Source organism: Neobacillus drentensis (genome assembly GCF_021560175.1).
In the GTDB taxonomy this organism is placed as follows: Bacteria; Bacillota; Bacilli; order Bacillales; family Cytobacillaceae; genus Neobacillus; species Neobacillus drentensis_A.
In genome coordinates this window covers 4,568,490-4,580,949 of the sequence record NZ_CP091110.1, presented here as the reverse complement: position 1 = coordinate 4,580,949, position 12,460 = coordinate 4,568,490, and the positions used below count along the sequence as shown (strand labels likewise).

General features: G+C 37.6%; 14 protein-coding genes and 1 other annotated feature. All 14 genes read left to right on the top strand.

All coding sequences use genetic code 11. The annotated features are described in order from the left end of the window. The first annotated feature begins 1 nt into the window (after window position 1). Window positions 2-400: a gas vesicle accessory protein GvpU gene (gene gvpU / locus L1999_RS21825; protein ID WP_235740480.1), complete on the top strand. Its 399-nt coding sequence runs from the start codon at window positions 2-4 to the stop codon at window positions 398-400. 217 nt (window positions 401-617) lie between these two features. After that, window positions 618-920: a sporulation protein YqfC gene (yqfC, locus tag L1999_RS21820; RefSeq protein WP_215043698.1), complete on the top strand. Its 303-nt coding sequence runs from the start codon at window positions 618-620 to the stop codon at window positions 918-920. Continuing rightward, window positions 917-2,131 (top strand): sporulation protein YqfD, encoded by a 1,215-nt coding sequence (gene yqfD, locus L1999_RS21815; RefSeq protein ID WP_235740479.1) that lies wholly within the window; start codon window positions 917-919, stop codon window positions 2,129-2,131. The genes yqfC and yqfD overlap by 4 nt, the downstream gene beginning before the upstream one ends. Then, window positions 2,106-3,074, top strand: a complete 969-nt coding sequence (locus tag L1999_RS21810; RefSeq protein WP_235740478.1) for a PhoH family protein — start codon at window positions 2,106-2,108, stop codon at window positions 3,072-3,074. Before yqfD ends, L1999_RS21810 begins: the two co-directional genes overlap by 26 nt. A gap of 183 nt (window positions 3,075-3,257) precedes the next feature. Then, on the top strand, window positions 3,258-5,435 hold the full coding sequence (locus L1999_RS21805) for an HD family phosphohydrolase (protein ID WP_235740477.1): 2,178 nt from the start codon (window positions 3,258-3,260) through the stop codon (window positions 5,433-5,435). Further along, a complete protein-coding gene (gene ybeY, locus L1999_RS21800) occupies window positions 5,432-5,902 on the top strand; it encodes an rRNA maturation RNase YbeY (RefSeq protein ID WP_235740476.1) in 471 nt (156 codons plus the stop codon). Before L1999_RS21805 ends, ybeY begins: the two co-directional genes overlap by 4 nt. Continuing rightward, entirely contained in the window at window positions 5,886-6,266 is a 381-nt protein-coding gene (locus L1999_RS21795; protein ID WP_235740475.1) for a diacylglycerol kinase family protein, read from the top strand. Before ybeY ends, L1999_RS21795 begins: the two co-directional genes overlap by 17 nt. Before the next feature lie 238 nt (window positions 6,267-6,504). Then, window positions 6,505-6,888: a cytidine deaminase gene (cdd, locus tag L1999_RS21790; RefSeq protein ID WP_430540051.1), complete on the top strand. Its 384-nt coding sequence runs from the start codon at window positions 6,505-6,507 to the stop codon at window positions 6,886-6,888. Next, window positions 6,878-7,798: a GTPase Era gene (gene era / locus L1999_RS21785; protein ID WP_215043684.1), complete on the top strand. Its 921-nt coding sequence runs from the start codon at window positions 6,878-6,880 to the stop codon at window positions 7,796-7,798. The genes cdd and era overlap by 11 nt, the downstream gene beginning before the upstream one ends. A gap of 157 nt (window positions 7,799-7,955) precedes the next feature. After that, complete coding sequence (locus tag L1999_RS21780) at window positions 7,956-8,099, top strand: YqzL family protein (RefSeq protein ID WP_098529956.1); 144 nt, start codon at window positions 7,956-7,958, stop codon at window positions 8,097-8,099. A gap of 36 nt (window positions 8,100-8,135) precedes the next feature. Continuing rightward, the gene (gene recO / locus L1999_RS21775) at window positions 8,136-8,888 is read left to right on the top strand and encodes a DNA repair protein RecO (protein ID WP_235740473.1); all 753 of its coding nucleotides are present in this window, start codon (window positions 8,136-8,138) and stop codon (window positions 8,886-8,888) included. A gap of 51 nt (window positions 8,889-8,939) precedes the next feature. Continuing rightward, window positions 8,940-9,124: a binding site (T-box leader), on the top strand. Between the two features lie 95 nt (window positions 9,125-9,219). Continuing rightward, window positions 9,220-10,602 (top strand): glycine--tRNA ligase, encoded by a 1,383-nt coding sequence (locus tag L1999_RS21770; protein ID WP_235740472.1) that lies wholly within the window; start codon window positions 9,220-9,222, stop codon window positions 10,600-10,602. Window positions 10,603-10,720: 118 nt separating this feature from the next. Continuing rightward, window positions 10,721-11,359: a transcriptional regulator CcpN gene (locus tag L1999_RS21765; protein ID WP_275677195.1), complete on the top strand. Its 639-nt coding sequence runs from the start codon at window positions 10,721-10,723 to the stop codon at window positions 11,357-11,359. A 26-nt stretch (window positions 11,360-11,385) separates the two neighbouring features. Next, window positions 11,386-12,195 (top strand): pyruvate, water dikinase regulatory protein, encoded by an 810-nt coding sequence (locus L1999_RS21760; protein ID WP_235740471.1) that lies wholly within the window; start codon window positions 11,386-11,388, stop codon window positions 12,193-12,195. Window positions 12,196-12,460: the final 265 nt, after the last annotated feature.

Here is a 12,460-nt window from a genome sequence, read left to right as displayed (position 1 = left end):
AATGAGTATTGGTTCTGGTCCAACAAAAGACAACATTCTTGAGTTTTTCGTACAAGCAGCGAATAAACATAATTTCTCCTTAGATATTACCCTAAATGTAAATGGGTCGGTTATTACCGGAACTATAATATCAGCCAAGGAATATTTTGACACATTGAGTGAAATATTTAAAGATGGTGATGATATTGCGATAATGTTAAGCGAACAGCTTAGTAATGCCGGAAAATCAACCCAATCTGATATCGACTCGGAAGCGAACTTCATCCATATGAAAGAAACCAAGGTATACTGTGGAGACAGCAAACCGACACCTTCAAAGGGGGACATACTCTGGAGAGGTAAACTCACTGAAGTAAATGGATTCTTTCTAGGGAAGATATATGAAAACAGTGATAAATAGTGTGGATTATAAAATATACAATAATCAACTATCAGGTGTAAATAAAATTGTATTTTCAACACCTTTGAGGCTATTCTGACACAGCGGCTGCGGGAAAATCCCGCGCCCCCTTTTTACGCAGCCTATAATAGCCGGCTAGGTTGGGAGTTTTATTATAAAAAAGGTGCTAGAACCCTCTTTCATTTCATAAATATGAGATGAAAGGGGGTTCTTTTTTATGGCAAAAAAATGGGGCCAGCGTGTTCGAAATTGGATGGCTAATAAAATGGATCTTCCTCAAGATGTCATGATGGACCTGCCACGAATTACAATGATTGGACATATCCATATATATGTAGAAAATCACCGCGGCCTGCTGTCTTTTACTGATAAAGAACTCCGTTTGTTGTTAAAACAGGGCCAATTGTTAATAAAAGGTAAGGGGTTTGTCATAAAAACCATTCTGCCTGAAGAAATTTTATTGCAAGGAAAGATAGATCAGGTCATTTATATAAATGAAGATGCGGGAGGCACAAAATGAAAAACCAGTGGATTGAATTTCTCTATGGCAGAGTTACCGTAAGAGTATCTGGCAAAGGGCTCGAACGTTTTTTAAATGTTTTAACAAGAAACGGTTTACATATTTGGCATGTCAAACGGCATGGCACTGAGACCATTACATTCAAGATGCGGGTTCAAGATGCCCTTAAGATAAGAAGGTTTGCAAGGAAAAGTGAATGCAAAATTACTTTTTTACAGCGTAGCGGTGCCCCATTTCTACTTAAAAGGTTGTTGAAAAACAGCGGCTTTATGTTGGGAGCCGCCGCCTTTTTATTTATTATTTTGCTCCTGTCTAATATGATTTGGGGAATTGAAATTAAGGGGGCAAAACCAGCAACTGAGTATCAAATTCGTAAAGAATTGGACAAGATGGGCGTTAAAATTGGAAAAGTCCAATTTCTTGTTGCCAACGTTGAGGGAATCCAAAGACAATTGACCAATAATATTGGCGCCTTAACATGGGTTGGTGTGGAATTAAAGGGGACAACCTACCATCTGCAAGTAGTAGAAAAAAATGAACCTAAAAAACCTGAGCAATCTTCGCCACAAAATCTTATTGCAAAAAAGAAGGCCATCATTGTAAAAATGTTTGTGGAAAGCGGGCAAAAGATGGTTGATATTCATGATCATGTTGAAAAAGGCCAGTTACTCGTTTCTGGTGCATTTGGAAAAGAAGATCAACCTGAAATTACTGCTGCTAAAGGTGAAGTTTGGGGAGAAACATGGTATAAAAGTCATGTTGAGCTTCCGCTCGTCACCAAATTTAACGTCTATAATGGGAAGGAAGAACAAAAACATTCCCTTTTATTAGGGAAGTTAGAAGTACCTATTTGGGGTTTTGGGAAACCTGAGTATAAGCATTATGAGACAGAAAAGAATGTGCATAAAATTCGTTTTTTAAATTGGGATTTGCCTATTTCTTATGTGAATAAAACAATCCGAGAGCGAGAAGTGTACGAACGGAGTTATTCTACTAGCGAGGCTGAAAAAATGGCAGTAGAACTTGCAAAAAAACAAATAAAAAGCAGTCTAGATGAGGATGCTATGATAAAAGATGAAAAAATTTTACACAAAGCAATAGAAAATGGTAAAGTTATACTAGATATCCATTTTAAGATAATTGAAAACATTGCAGTCGGACAACCGATTTCCAAGGAGACTCCTGATGACAGAGAAATTAACAACCATTAATGTGCAGTTAGAAAATCCGGCAGAAGCTATAACGCTGCTCGGAAATTCTGACCTAAACCTAAAAACAATTGAAGAAGCGCTCAATGTATCGATTATTACAAGAGGAGAATCTGTCAGTTTATCTGGTGATGAAGAGCAAGTCACTTTAGCAGGCGAAATAATCGACAGGTTAATTTTTGTAATCCGGAAAGGTATAAATATAAGTCAACGAGATGTCCTATATGCCATTCAAATGGCACAGAAAGGTACTTTGGATTATTTTGTGAATTTATATGAAGAAGAAATCGGCAAAAATGTTAAAGGGAAAACAATTCGAATTAAGACGCTTGGACAAAGACACTATGTCACAGCCATAAAGAAAAATGATTTGGTGTTTGGAATTGGACCAGCCGGGACCGGAAAAACGTATCTTGCAGTTGTCATGGCCGTGAATGCTCTAAAATCAGGGCAAGTAAATCGAATCATTTTAACAAGACCTGCTGTGGAAGCAGGGGAAAGCCTCGGTTTCCTGCCAGGTGATTTAAAGGAGAAAGTGGACCCTTATTTAAGACCTCTCTACGATGCGTTAAACGATGTTTTAGGGGCAGAACATACCCAAAGGCTTATTGAACGGGGAACAATTGAAATTGCTCCTCTTGCCTACATGCGTGGCCGTACATTAGATGATGCTTTCGTTATCTTAGATGAGGCACAAAATACGACTCAGGCACAAATGAAAATGTTCTTGACTAGGTTGGGTTTTGGGTCAAAAATGGTGATTACCGGTGACCAAACGCAAGTCGATTTACCTAAAGGCGCCAAATCCGGCTTAATTGTAGCAGAAGAGATTTTGCAAAATGTAAAAGGGATTTCCTTTATCTTTTTAGAACAAAGTGATGTTGTTCGGCATCCCCTTGTCGGCAGGATCATTGAAGCGTACGAAAAAAAGGGTAATCAGCACTAAAAAAAGAAGTTGGGATAAACCTTATGGGTTTATCCTTTTTCCATATTTAAACAAATTTTTCTTTTAAAGGTGAAAATTTCCTGCAAAACTGATATGATTTTACATAAAGCGCATTTTCTAGTAGTATTTTTGTTAGTCTTTTACTATAACAATGATCGATGGGCCGTGGTTGGGGGGATTTAGTTGGATAAACTACAGCAGAACTTCATACGGATACGAAAATTACTTGACTTTACTTTTTTTCGCATTTTATTTTTTATTGTACTAGGAATTGTTTTAGTCGGGGCGCTTTACAACCATGTGAAACCCGAAAAACTAGAGTTAAGCTTGTTCTCAGTCGCAGAAAATACGATTCGTTCACCTGCAACAGTAGAAGATAAGGAAAGTACCGAAACCAAGCGCAAAGAGGCCATTAATCAGGTACAGCCTGTATACGCTTTGAAAAATGAGTATACGCAAAATCGGGTGGATTTAATCACGTCTATCTTCCAAGCAGCAAACGAGGTTAATAATGAAATTAAGGAAGCAATGAAAAAACAGGAAGAAGCAGGTTCTGATGAATCAACCACCAATGAGGAGCCCAGTGATTCTGATAAAGAGTCACAATTAAAAGCAAAATTAACATCTAGTGTATCGAAAGAGCTTTCTAATCAGGTTTTTGCCGCCTTAATTCACGCCAATAATGATGAACTAGCGATCGCAAAAGATTTAACGGTCACCGCCATCAATAATGTGATGACCAAAAGAATTTCTGCTGATGAGGTGGAAAATGCTAAGAAAAGGGTAGAAGAAGAATTAAAATACACTACCTTAAATGATGAATTAAAATTAGCAGCGATTGAATTAGGAAGATATGCTGTTATCCAAAACGAATTTTATGACTCTAACGCAACAGAAGAACTAAGACAACAGGCTGCAGAAAATGTGGAACCTGTAAAAATTCTTCAAGGACAAATAATTGCCGAAGAAGGAGAATTAATTAATCAGGATATCTATCGGCGATTGAAATTGGTAGGGCTGATTAACAATGATCGTTCATATAAGCCCTTGATTGGCTTAGTCCTGTTAATTTCCATTACCCTTTCGGCTATTTATTACTATTTTCATCAAATGAAATCGCTCCCTGAAAAGCGGCAGACCTACTTATTGTTGTATGGGATTATTTTCATTTTCTCGATTTTTATAATGAAAATTATTAGTATGCTTCAGGTTTTTAATTTTGATGGGATCGGTTATATTTTTCCGGCCGCCATGAGCGGAATGTTGATTAAAATATTAATTGATGAAAAGCTGGCCATTTTTATGTCCGTTCTTATGGCTGTCTGCGGGAGTATCCTTTTTAATGAAGGGATTACTGGAACACTTAATTTTTCAGTAGGAATTTACTTCCTTTTTAGCAGTATTGCGGCTATTCTGTTTTTAAACAGCCAAAATCGCCGTTCAAGAATATTCCAAGCAGGTATCATCGCATCACTGATTAATATATTAACGATTGCTGCGTTAATGCTCCTTCCAAATGGACAGTACTCTGGGATTGAGTACGGCTATTATCTAATTACAGCACTTGTATCCGGGGTCATTTCTGCTGTGTTGACTGTTGGGGTATTACCTTTCTTTGAAGCAAGCTTTGGAATACTTTCAACCATCAGGCTGATTGAATTGTCTAACCCAAATCATCCACTCCTAAGGAAGATCCTAATGGAGGCACCAGGAACCTATCATCATAGTGTAATGGTTGCTAATTTAGCAGAATCAGCATGTGAAGCGATTGGAGCTAATGGTCTTTTAGCAAGGGTGGGGAGTTATTACCATGATATTGGGAAAACCAAAAGGCCAAACTTCTTTATAGAAAACCAAATAAATCATGAAAATCCCCATGATAAGCTGCCTCCTGAAAAAAGCGCAACTATTATTATAGCTCATGTTTTAGATGGGGCGGAAATATTAAGGAAATACCACATGCCAAAAGAAATTATTGATATTGCCGAGCAGCATCATGGAACCACATTGCTAAAATTCTTTTACCATAAAGCTCTTCAAGGTCAATCAACTATGAAAGAAGAGGAATTCCGCTATCCAGGCCCAAAAGCGCAAACGAAGGAATCTGCGATTGTTGGTATTGCGGACAGTCTTGAAGCAGCTGTACGGTCTTTATCACAGCCTACACCGGAATTAATCGATACGTTTGTAAAAAAAATAGTTACGGAACGGCTTGAAGATGGGCAGTTAAACGAATGCGATATTACGATGAAAGAAATTGAAACGGTCTCCCACACATTATGTGAGACATTAAAAGGGATCTTTCACTCAAGGATTGAGTATCCAGAATTAACAAATACAAAGCAGGTGAAGCAAGCATGACCTTACTTATTGACAGTGTTGACGAAACAAATGAATTGACCGAGCAGCAAATGCTTGAAATAGAAAGATTAATCAATTTTGCAGCTAAAACCCAGCAGATTGAAGAGCATAGTGAGGTATCGATAAGCTATGTTTCAAATGAGCGGATTCATGAAATTAACCGTGATTATCGTGATAAAGATGCCCCGACAGATGTTATTTCCTTTGCGATGGAAGAACTTGGTGAGGGTGAGGTGGAACTATCTGGAATAGATATGCCGCGCATCTTAGGCGATATTATTATTTCGGTTCCAAGAACAAAAGAGCAAGCTGAAGAATATGGCCATTCTTTTGAGCGGGAGCTAGGATTTTTGGCTGTTCATGGATTCCTCCACCTCTTGGGCTATGATCACATGACAGAAAAAGATGAAAAAGAAATGTTTACTTTGCAAAAGGAAATTTTGAACGATTATGGACTCACACGATAAAAGGAAACGGTTTATCTCGGTGAGTTCCTTTTCGTTTGCAATTGCAGGAGTTCTCACAGCGATTCAGAAGGAAAGAAATATGCGGTTCCATTTGATAAGCTCGATACTCGTTCTAGGGTTATCGTTTTATTTTTCAATTTCTAAAATAGAGTGGCTCCTCATTCTCTTCACGATTGGGGGAATGTTTGCCCTGGAATTAATGAATACAGCCATTGAACGGGTAGTAGATCTTGTAACCGCCGAATATCACCCGCTTGCAAAACAAGCCAAAGATATTGCTGCTGGAGCTGTGTTTGTTTATGCGGTTTTGGCGGTTATTGTGGGTATCATTATCTATTTACCCTATGTCCTGAAACAGTTCTAGAAAGAGGTAAAAATAAACCTAATTTTAATCAATTTGAAATGTAAGGATCATTTCGGTAAAATAACTAAAATAATTTGTTTTAAAAAGACAAGTTACATTATGAGAAAATTCTAACTTTTTAAAATTTTTTATTACTATTTCGCTACAAGTAATGATTTTCTCTAAAATTTGCGGTAAAATAAAGAAACAGCAGATTCCTGCTGGAAGGGAAGACGTTTTTGTGAATATTGAACAATTAATGGAAGAAGCAAAAAAAGCAAGAGAAAAAGCATATGTTCCATACTCTAAGTTTGGAGTGGGGGCAGCGTTGTTAACGACTGATGGAAAAGTATATCATGGCTGCAATATTGAAAATGCCGCTTATAGTATGTGTAATTGTGCAGAACGTACAGCCCTTTTTAAGGCTTATTCTGAAGGTGACCGGGATTATCATATGATGGCCGTTGTTGCTGATACGGACCGCCCTTGTTCGCCATGCGGGGCTTGCAGGCAGGTAATATCTGAGCTATGCCCAAGTGACATGAAAATCATTTTAACCAACCTAAAAGGTGATGTAAAAGAATTGACGGTAGCGGAGTTACTTCCTGGTGCCTTTTCTCCGGAGGATTTACATGCAAACTAAAGGGAATGAAAACGGATACAAGTCAGGATTTATCTCCATCATAGGAAGACCAAATGTCGGAAAATCAACTTTTCTTAATCGGGTAATTGGCCAGAAAATCGCCATTATGAGTGATAAGCCGCAAACAACAAGAAACAAAATTCAAGGGGTGTTATCCCTGCCTGATGCTCAAATGATCTTTATTGATACACCAGGTATCCACAAACCGAAACACAAATTGGGCGACTTCATGATGAAGGTAGCACAGAATACACTCAAAGAAGTTGATTTAGTCTTATTTATGGTAAATGCTGAAGAAGGATTTGGCCGGGGTGAAGAATTTATACTTGAGAAATTCCAAACTGTCAATACTCCTATCTTTCTCGTAATTAATAAAATTGATCAAATTCACCCTGATGAATTGCTGCCTATTATTGAATCATATAAAGAAAAATATGACTTTAAAGAAATCGTTCCAATCTCTGCATTGGAAGGAAATAATGTTGAACGATTATTAGAGCAAATTAAAGGATTCTTACCTGAGGGGCCGCAATATTACCCTGCAGACCAAGTAACCGATCATCCGGAGCGGTTTATTATTACAGAATTAATTAGGGAAAAAGCACTCCATTTAACAAGGGAGGAAATTCCCCACTCTTTGGCAGTCGTGATGGATAAAATGGAACGCCAGCCAAATAAGGATATTATTCATGTCATGGCTACGGTGATTGTAGAAAGAGATTCACAAAAGGGTATTATTATTGGCAAGCAAGGGAGCATGCTTAAAGAAATCGGTAAACGCGCCAGAGTAGATATTGAGAATCTCCTTGGCTCGAAAGTATTTTTGGAGCTTTGGGTTAAGGTACAGAAAGATTGGCGTAATAAAATGTCCCAACTCCGTGATTATGGCTTCAATGAAGATGAATATTAAGTAAACCCTAATTAAAATATTAACTCTTAAACAAGATTATGCATGGACAACATTAACAATTATTTCGTCTTATATTTTGGCTAAGGCAGGCTATGATAATGATAAGGTTTGGGATTTAACATTAGGCTAGTCTAAATAATGAAAGGTGGGGTTTTCGATGATGGATTTTACGTGGAAAGTATTCCTCCAAACAGGTAATATTGACACATATCTTCTCTTCAAAGAACTTGAGAAGGAAAACCAAGAAATACCCGGAAATCAGAATGAAGATCTAGCACAAATTGATTTTCCCGTTTCATAAGTTTGTTTTCGCACGTATGATAGAAGGTGGCAAAAAATGCTTCAGAAATATGAGGGCATTGTCATTAGAACCACAGATTATGGAGAAACAAATAAAATAGTCACGTTATATACTAGGGAAGGTGGTAAAATTGGCGTAATGGCACGCGGAGCCAAAAAGCCAAATAGCCGCCTTTCCTCCATTTCCCAGCTTTTTACGCATGGATATTTTCTCCTGCAAATAGGTACTGGTTTAGGGAGCTTGCAGCAGGGAGAAATCATTACTTCCTTGCGTTCGATTGGGGAAGATATTTTTTTAACAGCTTATGCCAGTTATATTGTTGAATTAACAGATAGATGTACGGAAGATAAAAAACCAAACCCCTATCATTTTGAATTACTCAATCAGACCCTTCATTATCTGAATGAAGGTTTCGATCCCGATATTCTTATGAATATTTACGAGATGAAGATGTTAAATGTCATGGGACTCTACCCGGTTTTAGATAAGTGTTCTGTCTGCGGCAGTACAGACGGTCATTTTTCATTTTCAATTCGGGAAGGCGGTTTTATCTGTCATCGCTGTAAGGAAAAGGATCCTTACCATTTTCCATTATTACCAGCGACTGTTAAATTATTACGGCTATTTTATTATTTTGATCTTTCCAGATTAGGAAATATTTCAGTTAAAGACGAAACGAAGGCTGAATTGAAAAAAATAATCACCGCCTATTATGATGAATATTCAGGTCTCCACCTTAAATCTAAAAAGTTTCTTAATTCAATGGATCATTTTCGCAATCTGTTATAAATGCCTTGTTGACAATGTAAGAAGTTTTCGTTACTATTTCTTTAATAAAAAATATTTGCGGTGACGGAAAGTAGTAATTAGATTTCTCTATAAAAGCGAACCTAGGATGGTGGAAGCTAGGGTATAGAGCACTAATGAAGGCATTCCTGAGCAATCGTGTTGAAGAAACACAATTTAAGGAGGCTGCTTTCATAGCAGCAAATAGGGTGGAACCGCGGGTAACTCTCGTCCCTATGCTTAATCAAGCATAGGGACGGGAGTTTTTTATTGTCTAGCTGCCGTATTATGACGAAATTCCACTTTTTATTTTTAAAAAAGGAGCGAAAAAACAATGAAGGTAACAATGGAACAAATCGTTTCACATGCAAAGCACAGAGGATTTATCTTTCCTGGATCAGAAATTTATGGTGGTTTAGCAAACACTTGGGATTACGGTCCATTGGGTGTTGAATTTAAAAATAATATCAAACAAGCTTGGTGGAAAAAGTTTGTTCAAGAGTCTCCCTATAATGTTGGCTTAGATGCAAGTATTTTAATGAACCCAAGAACTTGGGAAGCGTCAGGTCATATTGGTAATTTTAATGATCCAATGATTGACTGTAAAAACTGTAAAGCTCGTCATCGTGCTGATAAGTTAATTGAAAATGCTCTCGATGAAAAAGGAATAGAGTTGGTAGTAGATGGTCTTCCTTTTGAAAAAATGGAAGAATTAATTAAGGAACATAATATTGCTTGTCCTGATTGTGGCAGCCACGATTTTACGGGTATCCGTCAATTCAATTTAATGTTTAAAACGTTCCAAGGCGTAACGGAAACGAGTACAAATGAAATATTCCTGCGTCCAGAAACTGCTCAGGGTATTTTTGTTAACTTTAAAAATGTTCAGCGGACAATGCGAAAGAAATTGCCGTTTGGTATTGCGCAAATCGGTAAAAGCTTCCGTAATGAAATTACACCTGGGAATTTTACCTTCCGAACCAGAGAATTTGAACAAATGGAACTTGAATTCTTCTGCAAACCTGGTGAGGAATTAAAATGGTTTGATTATTGGAAGCAATTTGCTGAGAACTGGTTATCATCTCTAGGTCTTACAAAGGAAAATATCAGACTTCGTGACCATTCAGAAGATGAGCTTTCCCATTATAGTAACGCGACAACTGATTTTGAATTTAAATTTCCGTTTGGCTGGGGCGAATTGTGGGGCGTGGCTTCAAGAACAGATTATGACTTGAAACAGCATATGGAATTTTCAGGCGAAGATTTCCATTATTTAGATCCGGAAACAAATGAAAAGTATGTACCATACTGTATTGAACCATCGCTTGGTGCTGACAGGGTAACACTAGCTTTCTTAATTGATGCGTATGATGAAGAGCAGCTTGAAGATGGTACCTCTAGAACCGTCATGCATTTTCACCCGGCACTAGCCCCTTATAAAGCTGCAGTGCTGCCATTATCGAAAAAACTGTCTGAAGAGGCCAGAGAGGTATTTGCTGATCTATCTAAACGCTTTACCGTTGACTATGATGAAGCAGGATCGATCGGTAAACGGTACCGCCGTCATGATGAAATCGGTACACCATTTTGCATCACTTATGATTTTGATTCAAAAGAAGACAACATGGTTACAGTCCGTGACCGGGATACAATGGAACAGACCCGCCTCCCTATCTCGGAATTAGTTAGCTTTTTACAAGATAAGATGGTATTTTAGGGAAAAAAGGTGCGGATATCCGCACCTTTTATCTATAACCATTATGATTTAAAATAGCCGCTAAGTAGTATATAATATTTCTTAATCAATTATGGCAAATCGTATTGTATTTTTTTAGGTGGTGAGGACAATCGAACTGACTAAACGCCAGGAGCATATTTTACAAATCGTTAAAGAGAATGGCCCAATTACAGGTGAACAAATTGCGGACCAATTGAGTTTAACCCGTGCTACATTACGGCCAGACTTGGCAATCCTAACAATGGCCGGGTTTTTAGATGCAAGGCCGAGGGTTGGCTATTTTTATACAGGAAAGTCGGGAGCTCAGTTATTGACTGAGAACCTGCAGAAAATTTATGTATCGGATTATCAATCAATCCCAGTAGTAGTAAGTGAAAGTGTTTCAGTTTATGATGCGATCTGTACAATGTTCCTTGAAGATGTGGGCACATTATTTGTAGTCGATCAATTATCTAATCTAGTCGGAGTATTATCAAGGAAAGACTTATTGAGGGCCAGTATTGGCAAGCAAGAGCTTACCAGTATCCCTGTCAATATCATTATGACTAGGATGCCCAACATAACCACATGCGAACGTGAAGATTTATTAATTGATGTGGCTAAGAAATTAATTGAAAAACAAATCGATGCCTTACCTGTCGTTAAAAAATCAGAACAAGGCTATGAGGTTATTGGCAGAGTCACAAAAACAAACATTACCAAAGCCTTTTTGGCGATAGGTGATGAAGAAAGATAAATAGGAAATGGAGCTGATGGGGGAGAATGAGTACGCCAATCATTTATGTGGTCTCTGATTCAGTTGGGGAGACAGCTGAATTAGTGACGAAAGCAGCGATTAGCCAGTTCAATGGGTCAGGTATGACATTAAAGAGATTTCCTTATGTGGAGGACAAAGAACATATCGAAGAAGTTTTATCATTGGTTTCCCATGATAAGGGGATGATTGCTTATACCCTGGTTAAACCTGATATGCGTACATATTTGAAGGAGAGGGCCGATCAGGACGGTATACAAGCAGTAGATTTAATAGGGCCGATCATTGATCAAATTGAAATTTTCAGCGGGAAAACACCCCTTTGTGAACCAGGTTTGGTAAGGAAACTTGATGAGGATTACTTTAAAAAGGTAGAAGCGATTGAATTTGCCGTAAAATATGATGATGGACGAGACCCAAGAGGGCTTTTAAAGGCAGATATCGTTTTAATTGGAGTATCTAGAACCTCTAAAACACCATTATCACAGTATTTGGCACATAAACGGTTAAAGGTGGCCAATGTGCCGCTAGTCCCGGAAGTAGATCCTCCTGAAGAACTATATAAGGTTCCGATCGAAAAGTGCTTTGGTTTGAAAATAAGTCCGGAAAAGTTAAATAATATCCGAAGGGAACGGTTGCTTTCTTTGGGATTAAACGATCAAGCAAGTTATGCAAATATTGAACGAATTAAAGAGGAATTAACCTTCTTTGAAGAGATAGTCAAGAAAATTAAGTGTCCAGTGATTGATGTGACCAATAAAGCAGTTGAAGAAACAGCAAATGTTATCTTAAATTATATTCAAAAGGGCAGATTCTAACACATAATCAATTGATTATGTGTTTTTTAAACAAAAAAAATGAAAAAAAGTTATGGTAAAATGATAACGAATATACTATAATAAAAAATTGTGATAAAAATATATCTTTTTAGGTTTAGAGTTGCATTGGAACGAATAAACTATTTATTGTTAGATGTCAAGGCAGCCCCCCTAAAAAAATTCGACATAAATCCTTTTTATAAAAGTTGTTTCTTTAAGAAGGAATATGCGGAGTGATGTAGAATTTATACTTATGGAAAAGGCA